This is a genomic window from Butyricimonas muris (assembly GCF_046365375.1).
Lineage (GTDB): Bacteria > Bacteroidota > Bacteroidia > Bacteroidales > Marinifilaceae > Butyricimonas > Butyricimonas muris.
Genome location: NZ_JBKEIT010000001.1, coordinates 245,223 through 264,965, shown reverse-complemented (window position 1 = coordinate 264,965; position 19,743 = coordinate 245,223). Strand labels below are relative to the sequence as shown.

At 47.1% G+C, this 19,743-nt stretch carries 19 protein-coding genes; 9 read left to right on the top strand and 10 right to left on the bottom strand.

What is annotated here, in order from left to right:
* Positions 1–12: 12 nt before the first annotated feature.
* Positions 13–1,278 (bottom strand): M48 family metallopeptidase, encoded by a 1,266-nt coding sequence (locus ACK8P8_RS01075; protein WP_369860004.1) that lies wholly within the window; start codon positions 1,276–1,278, stop codon positions 13–15.
* Between the two features lie 424 nt (positions 1,279–1,702).
* On the opposite strand from ACK8P8_RS01075, the gene ACK8P8_RS01070 reads away from it, so the two are divergent.
* A complete protein-coding gene (locus ACK8P8_RS01070; RefSeq protein ID WP_369860003.1) occupies positions 1,703–3,313 on the top strand; it encodes a fumarate hydratase in 1,611 nt (536 codons plus the stop codon).
* Positions 3,314–3,523: 210 nt separating this feature from the next.
* Here ACK8P8_RS01070 and rd read toward each other — a convergent pair whose 3' ends face one another.
* Together rd and ACK8P8_RS01060 are read right to left on the bottom strand one after the other, a co-directional pair.
* Positions 3,524–3,688, bottom strand: coding sequence for a rubredoxin (gene rd / locus ACK8P8_RS01065; RefSeq protein WP_099292841.1), 165 nt, complete (start codon positions 3,686–3,688; stop codon positions 3,524–3,526).
* A 49-nt stretch (positions 3,689–3,737) separates the two neighbouring features.
* Complete coding sequence (locus tag ACK8P8_RS01060; RefSeq protein ID WP_369860002.1) at positions 3,738–5,111, bottom strand: aldehyde dehydrogenase family protein; 1,374 nt, start codon at positions 5,109–5,111, stop codon at positions 3,738–3,740.
* A gap of 105 nt (positions 5,112–5,216) precedes the next feature.
* On the opposite strand from ACK8P8_RS01060, the gene ACK8P8_RS01055 reads away from it, so the two are divergent.
* Complete coding sequence (locus ACK8P8_RS01055) at positions 5,217–6,209, top strand: EamA family transporter (protein WP_369860001.1); 993 nt, start codon at positions 5,217–5,219, stop codon at positions 6,207–6,209.
* A gap of 66 nt (positions 6,210–6,275) precedes the next feature.
* Here ACK8P8_RS01055 and miaA read toward each other — a convergent pair whose 3' ends face one another.
* The 5 genes from miaA to ACK8P8_RS01030 all read right to left on the bottom strand — a co-directional run bounded on the left by miaA (position 6,276) and on the right by ACK8P8_RS01030 (position 9,657).
* Positions 6,276–7,178, bottom strand: a complete 903-nt coding sequence (gene miaA / locus ACK8P8_RS01050; protein ID WP_369860000.1) for a tRNA (adenosine(37)-N6)-dimethylallyltransferase MiaA — start codon at positions 7,176–7,178, stop codon at positions 6,276–6,278.
* A 105-nt stretch (positions 7,179–7,283) separates the two neighbouring features.
* Positions 7,284–7,889 carry an IS1096 element passenger TnpR family protein gene (locus ACK8P8_RS01045; protein ID WP_099292849.1) on the bottom strand — a complete coding sequence of 202 codons (606 nt, stop codon included), beginning with the start codon at positions 7,887–7,889 and terminating at the stop codon, positions 7,284–7,286.
* 13 nt (positions 7,890–7,902) lie between these two features.
* Complete coding sequence (locus ACK8P8_RS01040) at positions 7,903–8,229, bottom strand: CCC motif membrane protein (protein WP_099292851.1); 327 nt, start codon at positions 8,227–8,229, stop codon at positions 7,903–7,905.
* 10 nt (positions 8,230–8,239) lie between these two features.
* Entirely contained in the window at positions 8,240–8,551 is a 312-nt protein-coding gene (locus tag ACK8P8_RS01035) for a DUF2752 domain-containing protein (RefSeq protein ID WP_227215644.1), read from the bottom strand.
* A 14-nt stretch (positions 8,552–8,565) separates the two neighbouring features.
* Entirely contained in the window at positions 8,566–9,657 is a 1,092-nt protein-coding gene (locus tag ACK8P8_RS01030) for a pyridoxal-phosphate-dependent aminotransferase family protein (protein ID WP_292270954.1), read from the bottom strand.
* Between the two features lie 306 nt (positions 9,658–9,963).
* Between ACK8P8_RS01030 and rsfS the strand changes: the two genes are divergently transcribed.
* The 7 genes from rsfS to ACK8P8_RS00995 all read left to right on the top strand — a co-directional run bounded on the left by rsfS (position 9,964) and on the right by ACK8P8_RS00995 (position 15,721).
* Positions 9,964–10,320, top strand: a complete 357-nt coding sequence (rsfS, locus tag ACK8P8_RS01025; protein WP_410025425.1) for a ribosome silencing factor — start codon at positions 9,964–9,966, stop codon at positions 10,318–10,320.
* An 8-nt stretch (positions 10,321–10,328) separates the two neighbouring features.
* Positions 10,329–12,302, top strand: a complete 1,974-nt coding sequence (ftsH, locus tag ACK8P8_RS01020) for an ATP-dependent zinc metalloprotease FtsH (RefSeq protein WP_186975707.1) — start codon at positions 10,329–10,331, stop codon at positions 12,300–12,302.
* Between the two features lie 56 nt (positions 12,303–12,358).
* Positions 12,359–12,568 carry a putative signal transducing protein gene (locus ACK8P8_RS01015; protein ID WP_099292865.1) on the top strand — a complete coding sequence of 70 codons (210 nt, stop codon included), beginning with the start codon at positions 12,359–12,361 and terminating at the stop codon, positions 12,566–12,568.
* Positions 12,555–13,373, top strand: a complete 819-nt coding sequence (locus tag ACK8P8_RS01010) for a phosphatidate cytidylyltransferase (RefSeq protein WP_099292867.1) — start codon at positions 12,555–12,557, stop codon at positions 13,371–13,373. Before ACK8P8_RS01015 ends, ACK8P8_RS01010 begins: the two co-directional genes overlap by 14 nt.
* Positions 13,374–13,409: 36 nt before the next feature.
* Positions 13,410–14,081 (top strand): phosphatidylserine decarboxylase family protein, encoded by a 672-nt coding sequence (locus ACK8P8_RS01005; RefSeq protein WP_099292869.1) that lies wholly within the window; start codon positions 13,410–13,412, stop codon positions 14,079–14,081.
* Positions 14,082–14,112: 31 nt separating this feature from the next.
* Positions 14,113–14,928, top strand: a complete 816-nt coding sequence (gene panB / locus ACK8P8_RS01000) for a 3-methyl-2-oxobutanoate hydroxymethyltransferase (protein ID WP_369859999.1) — start codon at positions 14,113–14,115, stop codon at positions 14,926–14,928.
* A gap of 106 nt (positions 14,929–15,034) precedes the next feature.
* The gene (locus ACK8P8_RS00995) at positions 15,035–15,721 is read left to right on the top strand and encodes an RluA family pseudouridine synthase (RefSeq protein ID WP_099294618.1); all 687 of its coding nucleotides are present in this window, start codon (positions 15,035–15,037) and stop codon (positions 15,719–15,721) included.
* Positions 15,722–15,792: 71 nt separating this feature from the next.
* Here the strand turns inward: ACK8P8_RS00995 and ACK8P8_RS00990 are convergent, their stop codons facing one another.
* Both ACK8P8_RS00990 and ACK8P8_RS00985 read right to left on the bottom strand, forming a co-directional pair.
* Positions 15,793–18,426 carry a zinc-dependent metalloprotease gene (locus ACK8P8_RS00990; protein ID WP_410025424.1) on the bottom strand — a complete coding sequence of 878 codons (2,634 nt, stop codon included), beginning with the start codon at positions 18,424–18,426 and terminating at the stop codon, positions 15,793–15,795.
* Positions 18,427–18,467: 41 nt separating this feature from the next.
* Positions 18,468–19,736, bottom strand: coding sequence for a hypothetical protein (locus tag ACK8P8_RS00985; RefSeq protein ID WP_410025423.1), 1,269 nt, complete (start codon positions 19,734–19,736; stop codon positions 18,468–18,470).
* Between the last annotated feature and the right edge of the window lie 7 nt (positions 19,737–19,743).

The window sequence follows — 19,743 nt, the reverse complement described above, 5'->3', positions numbered from 1 at the left end:
GGATTTACATTTTTATTCGTGAATACGTTTAATTGCCTTAATCCGTTTCAATAAAGAAGGATGAGAATAATGAATATACTCGTACAGCGGGTGAGGCGTCAGATTGCTCAAAGACTTCACCGATATTTTCTTCAATCCCGACACGAGATACTCCCCCTCGTAATGAGTCCCGGCGAAAGCATCCGCCTCGTACTCGTTCTTCCGTGACCACACGTTCATGCCGATACCCAAAATCAAGTTAACCGGAGAATAAAGTATAGCGAAAGCCATCAATCCCAACTGGAAATATGCCTTATCGCCTCCTAACGCCCCGGACAATGCCGCGTTGTCGACACACAGGGAAAACAGCCAGAGTATAATACCCGTTTGCACTATCGAAAGTCCCATGGACTGTAACGTGTGCCGTTTCTTGTAATGCCCGATCTCGTGCGCCAGCACGGCAACGATCTCCTCTTCCGTCAAATCGTCAATCAACGTGTCGTACAACACCACCCGTTTCTTGGGCCCCAGTCCCGTGAAATAAGCGTTAGCCTTTGTCGAACGTTTCGAGCCGTCGATCACGTATATATTATCCAACTTGAATCCCACCTTCCCGGCAAACGCCTGAATCTTATCCCGCAAACTCCCCTCCTGCAAAGGAGTCTGTTTATTAAACAGAGGCACTATCAACTGGGAATAAAACATCCCCATGAAAAGCGAAAACACGATCACGACTCCCCACGCGTACAACCAGAAAGAAGCGCCCGCCCACGTGTAGAACCACACGACAAGCGCCAGCAACACGCCTCCCATGACAAGAGAAACCAGTAATTCCTTCACGGCATCGAGCCAGAAAATCTTCCTCGTGGTTTTATTGAACCCGTATTTTTCTTCAATATGAAAGGTAGCGTAATAGTCGAAAGGGATATCCAGCACGGATGAAGCCAAAGATAACCCGACCACGAAAAGAAGTGTCTGCCACACGGCACTATCGGTCACGGACACCACCCAATCATTGTACCACCCGAAACCGCCCGCCAGAAGGAAAATCATCATCACGGCAAAGCCGAACCCGGAACTCCAACTGTCCAACCGTCCGTTTTCCCGCTTGTACGACTGGAAACGCCCGTATTCCCTCTCGTCATAGATACCCTTCAGACTCTCGGGTAACACGGGCGACATATGCTTAAAATTCAAATGTTCCAGCACCCGTTCAAGGATAAAATCCAGACACAGGAAAACAACAATAACAATAAATATCATTTTACCTCCGGTAAAGTTACAGGTTACATTTGCCACAAACGGCAAGTTACAAGTTTAAATTCTTGAACAAAGATACAACAAATTTCATAACCTGCAACTTGCCAGAGGCAAATGTAACCTGCTAGGGCAAACGCGTCAAAACGCTTTTCGTCCGGTTCATAAAGTTGAGCTTTCAGCTCCTAAAGTTTATAAAGTTCATAAAGTAACGGGCGTCCTTCGGACAAGGTTTACCGGCGGCTATGCTGCCGTGGACAAAGCGCCCCGCAGGGGTCTAAGAACCTTATAAACCTTATGAACTTTATAAACTTTTGACTAAAAGGGCAAAAAGCGTTTTGACGCGTTTGCCCCGTGTAAATATAATTTGCGTTTCTCATTTATTAATTCTAATTTCGTTGCGACAAATTAAAGAAATTTTTCCGTTATGGAACAATAGAATATAAACACAAAAACAATACAGATTATGGCAGAATTCAAGTATCAAGAACCATTTCCGATACAGAAAGATGACACGGAATATCGTTTATTAACAAAGGATTACGTGAAGACAATAGAAGTCGAAGGACGTAAAATACTGAAGATTGAAAAAGAGGGGCTTGAATTACTTGCCCGGGAAGCGTACGCCGACGTATCTTTCTATCTTCGCGCTTCTCACTTGCAGAAATTAGCCAATATCCTGCAAGACCCGGAAGCCAGTGACAACGATAAATTTGTCGCCCACACCATGTTAATGAATCAAGTCGTGTCCGCCGAGGGAGAACTCCCCACCTGTCAGGACACGGGTACCGCCATCGCTATCGGCAAGAAAGGTGAAAACGTGTGGACCGGATTCAACGACGCCGAGGCAATCAGCAAAGGGGTGTATGAAACCTACCGCGATCGCAACCTGCGTTACTCGCAGGTAGTACCTTACACCATGTTCAACGAGAAAAACAGCGGAACGAACCTTCCCGCGCAAATCGACCTGTACGCCACGCAAGGCAATAAATACGAGTTCCTGTTTATCACCAAAGGAGGCGGTTCTGCCAACAAGACTTTCCTCTATCAACAGACCAAAGCCCTTCTGACCGAGGAAGCGTTGACCAAGTTCATCAAGGAAAAGGTGAAAGACTTGGGTACTTCCGCTTGTCCTCCTTACCACCTGGCCGTGGTCATCGGCGGAACTTCTGCCGAAACCTGCTTGGCGACCGTGAAGAAAGCATCCGCGGGATATTACGACAACCTGCCTACCGAGGGAAACGAGGGAGGTCAGGCATTCCGCGATCTGGAATGGGAAGCCAAAATACAGAAAATTTGCCAAGATATGGGTATCGGGGCACAATTCGGCGGCAAATACTGGGTACATGATGTACGGGTAATCCGTATGCCGCGTCACGCCGCGTCCTGCCCCGTGGGAATCGGTGTCAGTTGCAGTGCCGACCGCAACATCAAGGCGAAGATCACCGAAGACGGAATCTTCCTCGAACAACTCGAGAAGAATCCCGCGCGTTTCCTGCCCGCCGAGAATCCGGCTCTAGCCCCTGCCGTGGATATAGATTTGGATCAACCCATGGAGGAAGTACTGAAGATATTAAGCCAATACCCGGTAAAAACTCGTTTGAACCTGTCGGGAACCCTAATCGTGGCACGCGATATCGCGCACGCCCAAATCAAAGCGATGCTCGACGCGGGCAAACCCATGCCGGAATATTTCAAGAAACACCCGATCTATTACGCCGGTCCCGCCAAGACACCCAAAGGTATGGCATCCGGGAGCTTCGGTCCCACGACAGCCGGACGTATGGACCCGTACGTTGACTTGTTCCAAGACCACGGCGGTTCCATGATTATGGTTGCCAAAGGTAACCGTTCGCAAGCCGTTACCGACGCCTGCAAGAAGCATGGCGGATTCTATCTCGGTTCCATCGGCGGACCTGCCGCGATCCTTGCCAAGGAAAGTATCAAATCGGTTGAAATCGTCGCTTTCGAAGAATTAGGAATGGAAGCTATCCGGAAAATCCGGGTTGAAAACTTCCCCGCCTTCATCATCGTCGATGACAAAGGAAACGACTTCTTCGCCGAGTGGTCACATTAAAATTACCCTTAGGCTACCTATACACTACCTCATGAACGTAGCATAGACGTAGCATGAACGTACACGAGCGTCCATGCTATGTCAATGGTATGTAAAAGCAGTATTTTTAAGATGGGATAAGGGTGAAATAAAGATAGCGCATACATAAAAAAAGACCGGCTAACTGAAATGAGATGTTTCTCAAAAGTTAGCCGGTCTTCTTTTTAATTTTTATTCCTCTACCGGTTCGAAGTCTTCTTTACCGACGCCGCAAAGCGGGCAAACCCAATCTTCTGGAATATCTTCAAAAGCGGTTCCGGGTGCAATACCCCCGTCCGGATCACCCTCCGCGGGATCATAAATATAACTGCAAACTGTGCAAATGTACTTTTTCATAGCGCTATTGTTTTTAAATTTCAACAAATATAATAATTCTTATCAGACATCACATAAATTTTTTAATCAATTTCAAATGCTTATACGGGGCATAACGAAAATGGTTATCAATAAAGGTGGGAGAAATTACAACAGATTTCAAATTACTGAACAATTCAAAACTTGCCTTCCCGTGATACTTGCCCATCCCGCTCGTTCCGACACCCCCGAAAGGTAAATGAAAATTACCCACATGAATAATTGTATCGTTGATACAAGCTCCGCCAGAAGTAGTGTGTTTCAACACTTTTTCTGCCGACGCCGAAGGTCCGAAATAATACAACGCCAAAGGCTTTTCTCGTTTATTCACGAAATCTATCGCCTCATCCAACTCCTTGTAATTCAAAATCGGCAAAACCGGTCCGAAAATCTCTTCCCGCATGATCGGACTATCCGGCTCCACACCCGTCAACACGGTCGGCGCGATATATTTATCTTCAACATCGACCTCTCCCCCCACGACCACTTGCCCGGAGGAATGCATCAACTTCATCAGACGTTTCGTTCCTTCCTGATGAATAATTCTCGTGTAATTCGGGCTCTCCGCGGGATTCTCCCCGTAGAAAAGTTGTATCGCGCGTTTCACAGCCTCCACGAAAGCCGCTTCATGCTCTGCCGGAATAAGAACATAATCCGGAGCCACGCAAGTCTGTCCCGCATTCAGGAATTTCCCCCAAGCAACACGCCGAGCCGCGATCTCCAGATTCGCATCCCGATCCACGATACAGGGACTTTTACCCCCCAATTCCAGCGTCACGGGCGTCAGATGCCGGGAAGCCGCCTCCATGACCTGCCTCCCGAAACGAGGTCCTCCCGTGAAAAAGATATAATCGAACCGCTCCTCCAGCAAGCGATTGACCATTTCCCCGTCCCCCTCGAACATAGCCACATGACCGGGATCAAACACGTCAGCAACAATCTCCCCGAGCACCTTTGTCGTCGCCGGGGCAAAAGGAGAAGGCTTCAACACGGCACAATTCCCCGCCGAAATAGCCCCGATCAAAGGTGCCATAATTAACTGGAACGGGTAATTCCAAGGAGCTATAATAAGCACCACCCCGTAAGGTTCGTACACGATCCGACTACGAGAAGGCAAAAAAGGTAACAGAGTGGGCACCCGCTTTCCTTTCGCCCAACGCCTCAAATGCTTCACATGATAATCAATTTCCCCGATGACCACCCCGATCTCCGTCAGGTATGCCTCGCCCTCGGACTTCCTCAGATCCACCCACAGAGCCTTGTTTATACTCTCCACTCGTGAAAGAATAGCTTTTTTCAATTCTTTCAATTTCACCAATCGCCATGAAATATCACGAGTAATTCCCTGCCTGTAAAACACTTGGAGGGATTCCGCATACCCGTGCCGCGTATTCAATTCTGTCATTACCGGTTCTGTTATATTTAGCAAAACAAAGATATATTTTATTTCAATAAAAAACTTTTCACCCGAACATATCGTTATATCCGAACCAAATTAAAATAACCAAGCATGAAAATAGGTGCCCTATACGCGTTGTTATCTATTATCACATGGGCAATAATCAGCGTTATTACCCGCTTCTGCATCGTGTACTTGGAAGCGAACATTCTCGTGTTCGCCACGTTACAGATATTCTCGGCAGGAGTGGCACTGTTGCTCATCCGAAAACCCGTCACCCGTGAAGGTTGGCGTTCGGGTGTAAAATACTCGTGGCTGTACACGATACTTCAAATATGCCGTAACTTTTTCCTTGCCGCCGTTTACCTGTATATCACCAGCACGGAAACGAGTTTATTGATAAACGGGGAAATAGTGGTGACCACGATTTTCGCTTACATTTTCTTTAAACGCCGCCCCCACGCGAGTAATATTTTCGGTATGATCGTCATCATGGTGGGCATCGTGTTATTCATACAATCGCTACCGGAAGCCATACAATTACGAGTCAGCGTACTCATGTCCGCGGTTATTATAGCCAGTTGCACCCGCGCTATCGTGGTCGAGAAAACAACTATCGCGAGTCCCGACACAACCACCCGCCAGAAATGCGGTATTTCCGGGTTCACCATGTTCTGGGGTGGTATTATCGTGATGTCGGCACTTACCGTCATCGCCATCGGGGAACATATTTTCGCCCCGGGATTCTTCGACAGCCATCCCTCGTGGTTCTATTTGCCCCGAATTGAAGATATCCTTCACCCCACGACCATCGTGTCGGCGTGCCTCACGGGATTCATGCTAACTTCCCTGTCAACCTACCTGTATTACGCCACCCTGCAAACCGCCACGGCAGAAACCTTTATGACTTTCCGGGCATTCCAACCCATGTTGACCTACGGGCTCGAATCGCTTGTCGCGGTTTACGCTATCAATTTAAAACCCGATTTGGATATAAAAGATTATATTCTCGGGTGCGTTATCATTTTAGGTTCGTTCCTTATCCTACTCATGCCGCCCCGACGCACCAAGCAACTGGAGCCGAAACAATACATGACGGACTAAATAATTGAAAATTGAAAATTGAAAATTGAAAATGGATTCCCTTACAAGAAAGGGTAATTCAATCACTTAATCTAAAATTAAGGAATTTAAAATGGAGCGGATTTCCTCTTTTTGGGAGGGATGGAACCAATGGATGTCCGAGTCATTACGATACCATGTAAGTTGCTTTTTGGCGTAACGGCGGGTATTACGCTTTATCAGACGGATAGCCTCTTCCCGGTCAAACTTCCCATCAAAATAATCAAACCATTCCTTGTATCCCACGGTGTTCAACGCGTTCAAATGCCGCAACGGGTAAAGGGCTCGCGCTTCTTCCTCCATACCCGATTCAACCATAATATCCACGCGCCGGTTGATACGGTCGAACAATTCTTCCCGTTCCCGGTTCAGTCCGATCTTCACGATATTAAATTCCCGCTCTTTCACGGTGCGTGTCAAAAAAGAAGAATACGGCTTTCCCGTCATCAGGCAAACTTCCAACGCGTGCATAACCCGTTTACCGTTCTTCAGATCCACTCGCGCGTACCACTCCGGGTCCAATTTCTTTAGTAACAGACGCGAGGCTTCTATCCCGTCCCGTTCGAACATCTCTTTCACCGACGCCCGCACCTCGTCGTCAATAGTAGGCATCTCGTCAATCCCTTTGCACACCGCATCAATATACATCATCGAACCGCCCGCCATAACCACGACATCCCTCTCCTCGAAAAGCTCCCGTATCTTACGTAAAGCCTGCTGCTCAAATTCCCAGCAATTAAAATAATCCCGCACGGACACGGTCTGAATAAAAAAATGAGGAACTGCCGCCAGTTGCTCCCGCTCCGGTACGGCAGTTCCTATATTCATTTCTTTATAAATCTGTCGGGAATCACAAGAAATTACAGATGTCCGGTAATGCTTCGCCAACTCTATACTCAAGTCAGTCTTCCCCACCCCCGTCGGTCCTAACAATACCAGCAATGTCTTCATCCATTTAAAGATTTTAGATTTACGATTTATGATTTACGATTATAATTTCAAATTTATGATTTTAGAAAATCAATCTTAAATCTAAAATCTTTAAATCTAAAATTACTAAAGTCTATCAATATAATCATCCAAACTCTCGTAACGGGAATCCCTATAGTAATCATCATCACCGTCACGATCCTGACGATCGTCGTCGTCATAACTGTCATTCCCGAATTCCTCCATGAAACTGTCGTCGTAATCGCCGTCATATTCTTCCTCGGGCTTGTCAAATTCCCAGTTAGCATTGCTCTCGTCATACGAGAATTGTTCCGGGATATCTCCCTCGCAAGCAATACAAACCGGCATCACGTCCGACGAATCGCGGATATATTCCCCGGCATATTCCACCTTATAATACTTGTTGGAAAAGAAATCGTACACGTATTCCAGTTCGAGGCATCCCGGCTTAATGATATCGCTGATCTTCGTGCTGTCCATAACGAGGTTTTCACTCTCCTCGTCATCCACGGCCATATCCATCAAAGCGATTTCTTTCACCCGGTTCCCCATCCGGTCTAACGTGAAGAAAGAAGCCATTTGAGAACTGTCGTAATTTAACGTCTCAACAATTTTATCGTGAAACTGTTGGAATGTCTGTTCTCCTCCAACCGCGATTTCACACCTAAAATCCGAACTAGTCGGTAAACTGATTTCAAATCTGTAATCCATATGTTATTTAATTTTAACCTAGCATCAACGCCGAACCGACACCCAGTGCCGTAACACCCAGTATAACAAGGATAACGAAAGCGACTACCGCCAAGGCAACACAAATCCCGATGATCCCGCAAACACGCCCGGCACTCACGTTTTTATAAGATGCCTCCGTGTACTCGTCCGGATTCTCCAAATAAGCCTTGCGAGGCGACGAAGCCATCGCCACGGCGAGAATCCCCAACACCAATCCAACGAAACCGTAGCACCAGCAAAATACCAATGACAATATTCCCAATACCAACACTGCCGTTGCATTCGGGAGGTCTTTTTTCTTCGTTTCAATAATCTCCATCGTTGTCGTTTTAGTGGGTTATTAATTTAAGCAAATATGAAATTAAAATTATTATCAAGCAAACAAAACCCGTAATTTTTAATATGCCGGGCGATATTTTTTTTATTCCCGCAATACGCCCTGCCACAAGGGCCAGAAACACGATCAAGGGGATTAATCCCGGGTAAGTTTTCACGGAATTGACAATCTCTCCCCTTAACAACATAAAAACCGCTGTCTGAAACCCGCAACCGGGACATTCGATACCGATAGATTCCTTCACCAGACAAGGCAACTGGTGCGCTTCCAGCCAATTAATGAGCTCTCGCGTGAATATCACCATTCATCCCGCCGGAATTAAATATCGTGAACCACGGTTTCCAAAATATCCATCGCCTCCTTGATCAGGTTGATATTCGCCTGCGATCCCATGTGACCGATACGGAATACCTTTCCCGCCAATTTACCGTAATTTCCGCCGACAACCATACCTTGTACTCTCAACTCGGAATCCAAACGTTCCCAAGTCATGTGTTCGGGCACGTAAACAGCCGTCACGGTCGGGGAACACACGGCATCCTCGGCAGGATACAGCTTTAACCCCATATCCTTAATCCGTTCCCGGCAATAAGCGGCGACTTTCTCGTGACGGGCAATGCAACTATCCAAGCCCTCCTCGAATATCAATTCACAAGCCTTATGCAACTGAGCCGTCCCCTGCCAGTAAGGAGTGTAAGGGAAATATCCCGTTTCCGGGGCAGTCAGGAAAGGCAACAAAGCCTCGTAACCCGCGTAATTCACCTCTTTCACGATGTTCCACGCTCCCTCGCTCACGGAAAGGAAAGACATATTTGCCGGGGCAGACAAACATTTCTGCGAACCGCCCAAAGCCAGATCCACGTGCCAAGCATCTACATCGACAGGAGTACCACCCAAACCGGAAACAATATCCACGCATAACAACGGTACCCCGTGTTTCACTTTCAAATCCCCAATCTCCTGAACGGGATTTGTCGTCCCGCTCGGGGTTTCATTCTGTACCATCGTGATCATTTTCGGCTTGAACTCCACGATAGCCTTTTCTATAGCATCAAAATCATGGAAGGTCCGGTCATACCCGAAATCCAACGTCATCACCTCGCACCCGATCGCTTTTGCCATATCACCGAACCCTTCGCCGAACAACCCGGTAGAAAGCACCAACACCCTATCTCCCGGCTTTAACGTACTTTTCAAAGCCGTCCACAAAACCAACATCCCCTCGCCCGTCTGAATCACTACCCGTTCGCGGGTTTTCATCATCTTCTGCAACAACCCCTCCGTTTCCCGGTATAAAGCCGCGTATTCCGGCTCACAATCCGCGGACCCGAAGTTCCGGGCAGCAACTTTCAAAATCTCTTGCGGGACAGCTACAGGCCCCGGAACTAACGGTATCAGATACTTTTCCATTCTTTTCTACAAGTTTATAATGTTTCACGTTACAATCCAATCCCGCCCCCTTATTTCATGGTTCGGTAAACGACAAAATCGGCGCACTGGTTTGCAAAACTATAAATAAGATTTGTTAAAAACACTACCAATGAATAAAAAAATTAACCATCTTCACTTTTATAAAATTTATCCTCTAAAAATCCAAACCTATTCCACTGACAATTCGTCATAATAACAAACAACGGGAAAATAGGTACGCTTTTTGTAAAGGGATTAAATATTAAATGTATATTTGTACTTTAAATTAGAAATTAGTTATAGAGAATGAGTGGAGCAGAAAAAATAGTTGAACAAGTAATTGAAACATTAAATAAGAACAAGGGTGTCGATATAGTAAAGATTGATTTAAGAAGAATCGAAAACTGTTTCTGTAGTTTTTTCGTAATATGTCACGGAACTTCCAACACGCACGTGGCGAGCCTGTTGGATTACGTTCACGATGAAGTCAACGAATACACGGGGGAAAAACCGTTACACGTGGAAGGGGAGCAACAAGCACAATGGGTTGTTCTGGACTATGGAAACGTGGTCGTACATATATTTCAAAAAGAACAAAGAGATTATTATCAACTCGAAGACTTTTGGGTGGATGCAGAAATAACCAGAATAGAAGAAAATTAATACACGATATGGCAGAAAACAACAAACACGATAACTTTGATTTTCCCCCGGTCGGGAGGAAGAACAACAGGAACCAGAGATTCGGCGGCTACTGGACCTATATTATTATTGCCGCCATTCTTATAGGCTACCAATTTTTCAGTATGCCGACAAACCCGGAACGTATCTCGTGGCAGGAATTTAAAACCAATATTCTCGCCAAGGACGAGGTGAAAGAAATTCTTATCGTCCGCAACGGGGGAAAGGCAAATATCTTCCTGAAACCGGAGAAGATAGAAACTCACGATAAATTAGTTTCCAAGGGATTTAATCAAAAAAGTACGGGACCACAATACTACGTACCTTTCGGGACATTGGAGCAATTCGAAAAGAATCTGGAAGAAGCACAAAAGGAATACCCGGAAACCGCGGACATACATGTCGATTACGGCGACGAGTACAACTGGTGGGCAGACATCATATCCATCATCCTGCCCTTGGCTCTATTTGTAGGTATTTGGGTATTCTTCATGCGCCGGATGAGTAAAAACGCCGGCGGCGGCGGTGGCGGCGGTATCTTCAACGTGGGAAAATCCAACGCCAAACTGTTTGACAAGGAATCCAATATCAAGATCACGTTCAAAGACGTGGCAGGATTAGCCGAGGCGAAACAGGAGGTGGAAGAAATCGTGTCATTCCTCAAATCACCGGATAAATACACGAAGTTGGGAGGTAAAATACCCAAGGGAGCCTTACTCGTGGGTCCCCCGGGAACGGGAAAAACCTTAATGGCAAAGGCGATGGCGGGAGAAGCCAACGTACCGTTCTTCTCCATGTCGGGATCGGACTTCGTGGAAATGTTCGTCGGGGTCGGGGCATCCCGCGTACGCGACTTGTTCAAGCAAGCGAAATCGAAAGCCCCGTGTATCATATTCATTGACGAGATCGACGCCATCGGTCGCGCCCGGGGCAAAAACCCGAACATGGGTTCCAACGACGAACGCGAGAACACGTTGAACCAGTTGTTGACTGAAATGGACGGCTTCGAAACTAATTCGGGCGTTATCATTCTGGCTGCCACCAACCGGGCGGATATTCTGGACAGCGCGCTATTGCGTGCCGGACGTTTCGACCGTCAGATATACGTGGATCTCCCCGAATTGAAAGACCGGGAAGATATTTTCAAGGTACACTTGAAACCGTTGAAACTTGCAGAGGATATCGATTACAGCTTCCTCGCGAAACAAACACCCGGGTTCTCAGGCGCGGATATCGCCAACGTGGCGAACGAGGCAGCACTGATCGCCGCCCGTAAAAACAAATCGGCAGTAGAAAAACAAGACTTTCTCGATGCCATCGACCGTATCGTGGGAGGACTCGAGAACCGGAGCAAGGTAATCAAACCGGGCGAGAGAAAAACCATCGCTTATCACGAGGCGGGACACGCTACCGTATCGTGGTTGCTCCGACACGCTCACCCGCTGTTGAAAGTGACTATCGTACCGCGAGGCAAAGCCTTGGGTGCGGCGTGGTATCTGCCGCAAGAACGCCAGATCACCACGAAAGACCAATTACTCGACCAAATGGTTTCCGTGTTGGGCGGACGTGCCGCGGAAGAAATCGTCTTCGGCGAAATATCCACGGGCGCGCAGAACGACTTGGAACGTGCCACGAAACAGGCCTATGCCATGGTATCCATCTACGGTATGAGCGATAAAGTGGGAATGTTGAGTTATTACGATTCCACCGGACAAAGTGATTTCAACTTCACGAAACCTTACTCGGAAAAAACGGCGGAGATTATCGACGAAGAAGTGAAAGCGATGGTTTCAGCCGCGTACGAACGGGCAAAACAACTATTGAGTGAACATAAAGACCAGCACCGCCAAGTTGCCGAACTCTTGATCGAGAGAGAGGTAATCTTCAGCGATGATCTGGAAAGAATACTCGGGAAACGTCCTTGGACAGAAGACGGGGAAACCATTCAACCCGAAGAATTATAAGAACGAAGGGCTATTCCCGACAGGATAAAAACAGTATAAACTAAAAAACGAAAGTTATGGAAAATTGGGTATCTGTTTTCTCGACAACCGAAGAATTCGTCGCTGAACGAATCAAGGAAGTGTTAACCGACTCGGGAATCCCTGCCGTAGTTCTGAATCAACGGGATTCTTCTTACAAAACATTCGGCGATATCAACGTCATGGTAAACAAAGAAGACCGGGAAAAAGCCGAGCAAGTTATAAAAGCATACAATGATCGTGAGTAATTTCTTAAAAAGGGCAATCAGCGGATTGCTGTTTGTCGTGGTACTAACAGGGTGTATTTTCATACACCCCATTTGTTTTTACGTACTGTTCTTTATCATCAACATTCTGGGACTTCTTGAGTTCGGCCGTATGGCACGACACATGAACATCCACGTCAACCTCTTTTTCTGTATCGTGTGCGGAAGCGTGCTATTCACCGCGGGATTCCTGCATAACTACATCGGTTACAAAGACGGTTACCTCTATTTCTTCATACTGACATTTATTATGGCTATCCGCGAGCTCTATCGCAAAAAGGGAAACGGATTCCAGAACATCGCGTTCTCCTATTATGCCCTCCTGTACATCAGCCTGCCTTTTACCTTATTGATATACTTGCCTTACATGTCAAACTCGGGACAATGGATGCCGGAAATCATCTTTTTCCCCTTCCTGCTCGTGTGGGTAAACGACACGTTTGCCTACCTTTCCGGTTCTTTACTCGGCAAGCATAAACTTTTTCCCCGGATATCCCCGAAGAAATCTTGGGAAGGAGCCATCGGCGGCGGGCTGATGACCATTATTGTCGGGCTGTGCGTGGCTCCGTATATCGAGGGATACCGCGTTTTCGACACGGCAGTCATCTCCTGCATCGTGGTGGTATTCGCCATTTACGGCGACTTACTGGAATCTATGTTCAAACGTAGTATTGAAATCAAGGACTCCGGCAATATTCTGCCCGGGCACGGGGGAATCCTCGACAGATTCGACGCTGTCATATTTACAATCCCCGCTATTTTTGTATATATGGAATTCATGTATTAACTTTGCCCGCTGTTTTAATAACGTAACGAAAAGAATATGAAGATACATAAAGCAGGTCATTCACTGTTAATTAAAGCATTTGTAATTATCGCCATTATCAACGTACTTGTCTACGTTTTCTCTCCCGGTATCATTGTTTTCAGGGCTGTGCTCGTTGTCAGTGCTATCTGCTACCTCCTGATGGTAAACTTTTTCCGTTTCCCGAACAGGCACATCGCGCCGGACGATATCACTATCCTCGCCCCTGCCGACGGGAAAATCGTGGTTATAGAGGAAACATACGAACCGGAGTACTTGAAAAAACAATGTATACAGGTATCCATATTTATGAATATCTTTAACGTACACATCAATTGGTTCCCTATCAACGGAATCATCAAATATTTCAAATACCATCAAGGAAGATACATGGCAGCCTACCTGCCCAAGTCCTCCACGGAGAATGAAAGAACCACTATCGCCATAGAAGCCCGTGACGGGCGGGACATCGTCATGCGCCAAATCGCCGGGGCTATGGCAAAACGTATCGTATCTTACGCTCCCGTGGGCGGAGAAGCACGTCAAGACGAACACGCCGGATTCATCAAATTCGGTTCCCGTGTTGACCTATACTTGCCGCTAGGGACTAAAATAGACGTGAAACTGGGACAAAAAGTGACCGGTTCACAAACACTTATCGGAACATTTAAAGAACCTGAGTCCAAGTGATCCGTTCACCGGCTCGTAAAAAATCAGTACTATGTCTGTTCAAAAGAAAGTAAAAAGAGTAACCACCCACGTGTTGTCGGAAATGAAACTGAAGGGTGAAAAAATAAGTATGCTTACCGCTTATGACTATTCCATGGCAAAGATTATCGACAATGCCGGAATAGATGTTATACTCGTGGGTGACTCCGCGTCCAACGTTATGGCAGGACACGAAACCACCCTGCCGATTACGCTCGACCAGATGATATATCACGGTGCTTCCGTGGTTCGGGGCGTGGAACGCGCCTTGGTTGTCGTGGATTTGCCTTTCGGCAGTTACCAAGGGAACAGCAAGGAAGCCCTTTGCTCGGCTATCCGCATCATGAAAGAAACAAGCGCCGACGCCGTGAAACTGGAAGGTGGAAAAGAAATCCTCGAATCGGTTTCACGCATTCTCTCTGCCGGAATCCCTGTCATGGGACACCTCGGGCTTACCCCGCAGAGTATCCATAAATTCGGTACTTACGTTGTACGGGCACAGGAAGAGGAAGAAGCCAAGAAACTGATCGAAGACGCCCATGCTTTGGAAGAATCCGGTTGCTTCGGCATCGTTCTGGAGAAGATTCCGGCAAAACTAGCCGCGCAAGTGGCACAAGAAGTAAGTATACCCATTATCGGTATCGGTGCCGGCGGCGGCGTGGACGGTCAGGTACTCGTGATTCACGACATGCTGGGAATCAATCAGGAATTTTCACCCCGGTTCCTGCGTCGCTATCACAACTTGTACGCGGAAATGACGGGAGCTGTCAGCAACTACATCAACGACGTGAAGAGCCGCAACTTCCCGAACGAGAGAGAACAATATTAGAATTTTAGATTTATGATTGACGATTTTAGATTGAAATCATCAATCACAAACCGTGAATCATAAATCATAAATCATAAATCGTAAATCATAAATAAACATGAGGGATTTGGAGATTTTATACGAAGACAATCACATCATAGCCGTGAACAAGCGGGTATCGGATATCGTGCAGGAAGATAAAACGGGTGATGAGCCGCTAAGCGAACGGGTAAAAGCCTACATCAAGGAGAAATACAACAAGCCCGGTGATGTGTACTTGGGTATTCCCCACCGCGTGGATCGCCCGGTGAGCGGTGTCGTATTATTCGCCAAAACCAGCAAAGCATTGGTTCGTCTGAACAAGATGTTTCAAGAACACGATCAGGAAATCACCAAAATCTATTGGGCTATCGTGGGGAATCTTCCCGACGAAGACCATGCCCGATTGACTCACTACCTGACGCGTGATCCCGAGAAGAATAAATCATACGCTTACAACAAACCCAAGAGTGGAGCGAAAGAAGCTATTCTGGAATATACCCTGCTGGGAGCCGGACAACGTTATTACCTGTTGGAAGTGAAGCTGTGCACGGGACGTCATCACCAGATCCGTTGTCAATTGGCAAAGATCGGATGCCCCATCAAAGGCGACTTGAAATACGGTTTCCCCCGTTCCAACGAGGGAGGAGGTATCAGCCTTCATGCCCGTTCCATCACGTTCATGCACCCGGTGAAGCAAGAGATGGTGACCGTCACCGCTCCCCCGCCATTGAACGACACGTTGTGGCGCTTCTTTTACGAGAACTTGAAGTAATTAAAAAAAGACAAGGCTGCCGGGTAATTCCGGACAGCCTCGCTCCATCATCCAGTAGTACAAACTTAGGGTTATTTACTATCCTTCAATGCTTTATTCAACTTCATCAACATGGATTGATAATGCACTTTCGTGTCGCCCGTTGCCCCGGCAACTTTAGAAGACAACAAACGCTGTGCTTTCAATGCCATATCCTGTATGTAGGTCTGTGAATTATCAATCTCACCGACCGTAACCCGCCTTTGGAAACCATAACCGTAGCCGAACTCGTTCAAAGCCATTTGCCGTGCCACGTAGCCAACCCCGTGTTCTTCTTCCAACTGACGGAATTGATCTATATACTTGTGAATAAACCCGCTTTCATCCAACCCGTAAGCGGCAATCTCCTCCACCGAAGGCACATAAGCCGCATCCGTCAACATCCGTAACGCACCGCCTCCGGCATCTTTAAACGCGCTGCTGGATACATCCACGATAAAACGTTGCAACATCTTGTCACCTTCCGTCAATTTCCGTCCCTTGATCGTGCTGTCGAAAGCCCCGTTATACAAATCTGTCAAGTATTCCTGCACCGTGTAAGGATTCGATGACAAATGAGCGGACAAAAGTATATTTCCGGTCAGGCGTTCCAACTGATCCAGAAGCCTCTTTTGCAACACGGGCGTCATATCGACAGCCATGCTGAAATTCTTCGTCAACTCCTTGTTATTTAGCCAATCGGCAGATTTGAACTCCTTCAATATCCACGCCAGCGAAGCCTTTTGCACGTTCTTCGGCACGGACACGTGACGTTGTCCTCGCGTACCGTCTTTCACTTCCGTCAAGTAAATCCCTCCCACGTTGTACATCACGTTCATAAGATAACGGTAATATTGATTCGCGATTTGCTTGTACAATTGTTCGCGATGAGTGAAATCGGTATCGTCGGTTACCCAATCATTCATGTTGGCAAGAATATATTTCAAGTTTTTGATACCGTATTCTCCGGCTTTCATCGGGTCGTCACCCAAATCTTCCTCAATGGCACTCGGGTCATAGCGGGAATAGATCTGCTGCCTACCGTAACGATAACGGGGATCTCCCGCTTTCTCGTCCACCCAACCTTCCAAAGTTGCTTGCTCGTCCCACTCGTCCCCGGCATCCAATAAAGGCTGATAACTCCACTTCACAAGGAAATAATCGTAAATTCCCAAGTCGGGCGGAGTCAGACGCACTCCCTTGTCGCCCGGTTGCGCCACGTAATTGAAACGGGCATAGTCCATAATACAGGGCGTAGTCCCGTAAGTATTCGTGAAAGAAGCGGAACGCAAAGAATCCACCGCGTAAGAAGCCGATGCCGCCATATTGTGCATGAACCCCAGACAGTGTCCCACCTCGTGAGCCACCACGTAAGCGATAGACTCCTTCACGATATCATCCGGCATCTTCTTTGCCCGTACCGAAGGGTCGATTTGTGCCGTCTGCACGAAACGCCAGTTATTAATCAGACGAATCACGTCATTGTAAACCAACACGGAAGCGTTGATAATCTCCCCGGTTGTCGGGTCTACCCAAGAGGGGCCCATCGCGTTAGCGGTCGAGGAAGGCAAATAGCGGATACAGGAGTACTTCAAGTTATCCGGATCGAACTCCGGATCATCAGCCGGGAAATCACGTACCTGCACGGCATTCTTGAAACCAATCTTCTCGAAAGCGGCATTCCAACGCAAAGTACCTTCCTTTATCGGCTGTTTCCACAATTCCGGGAAGGCATCATCAATGTAGAACACGATAGGTTTCACCGGCTCCACCAGTTCCCCCCTTCTGTAAGCGGCAACATCTTTCGGCTCCAAACGCCAACGATTGGCAAGCGTGTAGTTTTGTATACCGTCTTTCTCCGTGGAAACGTGTTGTTTACTCGTCACGAATATCCCCACGCGGGAGTCAGAAATACGAGGACGCATTTTCTCCTCCGGCAATAAAAGTAATGAACGGGTTACGGTTGCCGTCAATGGCATATTATCCAATATCGAGAAAGCCATGAACTTCAACGACATTTTATAAGACAGCATAGACTTCACCGTCAGGTTATCATCAAACGCCTTGATTTCTCCCAAGGCTGACCCGTCTTTATTGAAACTGGTCACCACTTGAATCAATCCCATGATAGAAGTCGGCAGGAAAGCAAACTCCTTCATATCCGTGGTAAACATCGGAGTCACGTCAATCACGACTGCCGTACTGTCACCATTATAGGCAGCTATCTTGTAAGAATAGAGAATTGCATCCATGAAATTCTTATCTATCGCCTTGCGCAAAGACGGCTCATTCGGGTTCGACGTCACGTAAGCATTCACCTCGTTGAGGTAGATCGTGCTGTCGATCTTCGTGAACTTGATATGCAGCGGATCATTCTGCTTGTATCCCACGTCACAGAAATCGTTACTGGACGTCGATGTCAACGTGGAAGCCAGCAACATTTCCCGTCCGAGATACTTCGTCGGAATCTCGAAATACAATTTGCCGTCCACCTTGTGAAGCGTGATAAAATTACTCTTCACGGTTTCACACGACTTCTTTTTGAACAATTTGTCATAAGCACTCTTTTTCTCCGGTGCCTTGACCTCCGTCGTTTTACCTTTTTTCTTACGACCGGAAGCGTACGTTTCTCGCGTGCATGGTAACACCAGAAGCCCTACCAGCAATACTAACATCCATTTTTTCATACTTTTCATTTTTATAGTAAGACATTGAAAAATCTTCTCTCTTATTCCACCTTCGTGAAACGGAATACCAGCGGGTACAATTCCCTCATCGGGTACTGTGGCGGATCGCCCCATCCCGGGTTCATCTGGTCTTTGTAAGTTCCCGTCAAGAAATCAGTCGGTTCGTAATCCACAACCCGAAATTCCAAGACTTTCCCTTTGCTCAACAAACGCACCAAAATAATCGCCGGGCGTTCCGTCACGTTAGCGGCGGAATAGTTCACGTTCGCTTTACTTAACTCCAGCGTCACGACATCCCGTTTTATCCCGTAAGCATCCTGATCCCATAACTGCTCGGGCTCTTCCCCCTTATAGATTACGTCACAATTCCGCAAGTATTTTGCCAAATCACCATACACGCCATCCACGTTTAAGGTATTCGCCGCACCAAACACGATCTTGTCCGTGGCGGGATTATTCAATGGCAGATTATCGCAATCGTTCGGGTGTCCCCAAACCATACTCTTGATAAAGTCAACACTTATCAAATTAGGAGAAATCCATGTCCCTACAAATTCCTCGTAACGCGTCGGTCCGTTCACGTTTATGACCACGAAACCGTTCGTACCCGCCTCGAAACGACCTTCTTCCACTAACCGAAGGATCACTTTATCTTTCCCCTCCTCTTTCTTGAGGAAACGCACGGTCACGTCAGCCGTGGCCTTCATTACTCCCATGTACAACTCACGTCCGCCGCCCACGATCTCGTAATGCTCTCCTTCCACTGCCGTGGATTCAGGATCTATCTCGAAAGGTACGCGCAACTCTTCCCGCTTGTACATGTAATCTTCCCCTGCCACTTTCATTCCGGCAGACACGACGATCTCATTCTTCAAATCCATGGAAGTCTGGGTAAATGAGCCGGTAAACAAATCCTTCGTTTCCACGGGAATCATCGCCCAACGATTGTTCCACAAGCGATATCCCGGCACTTCCTGTAAACTCAAGCGAATTTCACGTCGTCCTATCACGTTATCTTTCGGCTTCACGTGAATCGTATCAATCATCTGACCCGGTTGGATTGTAAATTCCCTTGCCGACAACGTGTAATCTTCACCTTCCACGGCCGATCCTTCTACCGTGAAAGGAACTCTCACCACTTCCGTTACCGGTTCCGATACCATTACCTCCACTGCCAAAGAATCAACAGCTTTCAGTATATATATAGGACGCCCGAAACTCAACGTGGGTCCCTTATCATCATCATCCGAGCAAGCCCACAGGAGGCTCAAACTCACCAGTAACGAAAAAACAAATAAAATCTTTCGCATAACTCTA

What these genes read in the sequence shown, in the direction of transcription:
- ACK8P8_RS01040 (WP_099292851.1), bottom strand. Translation starts at nt 8,229, where the DNA reads ATGGAGATTATTGAAACGAAGAAAAAAGACCTCCCGAATGCAACGGCA.
- ACK8P8_RS00990 (WP_410025424.1), bottom strand. Translation starts at nt 18,426, where the DNA reads ATGAAAAAATGGATGTTAGTATTGCTGGTAGGGCTTCTGGTGTTACCA.
- ACK8P8_RS01005 (WP_099292869.1), top strand. Translation starts at nt 13,410, where the DNA reads ATGAAGATACATAAAGCAGGTCATTCACTGTTAATTAAAGCATTTGTA.
- ACK8P8_RS01010 (WP_099292867.1), top strand. Translation starts at nt 12,555, where the DNA reads ATGATCGTGAGTAATTTCTTAAAAAGGGCAATCAGCGGATTGCTGTTT.
- ACK8P8_RS01055 (WP_369860001.1), top strand. Translation starts at nt 5,217, where the DNA reads ATGAAAATAGGTGCCCTATACGCGTTGTTATCTATTATCACATGGGCA.
- panB (WP_369859999.1), top strand. Translation starts at nt 14,113, where the DNA reads ATGTCTGTTCAAAAGAAAGTAAAAAGAGTAACCACCCACGTGTTGTCG.
- ACK8P8_RS01035 (WP_227215644.1), bottom strand. Translation starts at nt 8,551, where the DNA reads ATGGTGATATTCACGCGAGAGCTCATTAATTGGCTGGAAGCGCACCAG.
- ACK8P8_RS00985 (WP_410025423.1), bottom strand. Translation starts at nt 19,736, where the DNA reads ATGCGAAAGATTTTATTTGTTTTTTCGTTACTGGTGAGTTTGAGCCTC.
- ACK8P8_RS01060 (WP_369860002.1), bottom strand. Translation starts at nt 5,111, where the DNA reads ATGACAGAATTGAATACGCGGCACGGGTATGCGGAATCCCTCCAAGTG.
- ACK8P8_RS01045 (WP_099292849.1), bottom strand. Translation starts at nt 7,889, where the DNA reads ATGGATTACAGATTTGAAATCAGTTTACCGACTAGTTCGGATTTTAGG.
- miaA (WP_369860000.1), bottom strand. Translation starts at nt 7,178, where the DNA reads ATGAAGACATTGCTGGTATTGTTAGGACCGACGGGGGTGGGGAAGACT.
- ACK8P8_RS01030 (WP_292270954.1), bottom strand. Translation starts at nt 9,657, where the DNA reads ATGGAAAAGTATCTGATACCGTTAGTTCCGGGGCCTGTAGCTGTCCCG.
- ftsH (WP_186975707.1), top strand. Translation starts at nt 10,329, where the DNA reads ATGGCAGAAAACAACAAACACGATAACTTTGATTTTCCCCCGGTCGGG.
- rsfS (WP_410025425.1), top strand. Translation starts at nt 9,964, where the DNA reads ATGAGTGGAGCAGAAAAAATAGTTGAACAAGTAATTGAAACATTAAAT.
- rd (WP_099292841.1), bottom strand. Translation starts at nt 3,688, where the DNA reads ATGAAAAAGTACATTTGCACAGTTTGCAGTTATATTTATGATCCCGCG.
- ACK8P8_RS01070 (WP_369860003.1), top strand. Translation starts at nt 1,703, where the DNA reads ATGGCAGAATTCAAGTATCAAGAACCATTTCCGATACAGAAAGATGAC.
- ACK8P8_RS01015 (WP_099292865.1), top strand. Translation starts at nt 12,359, where the DNA reads ATGGAAAATTGGGTATCTGTTTTCTCGACAACCGAAGAATTCGTCGCT.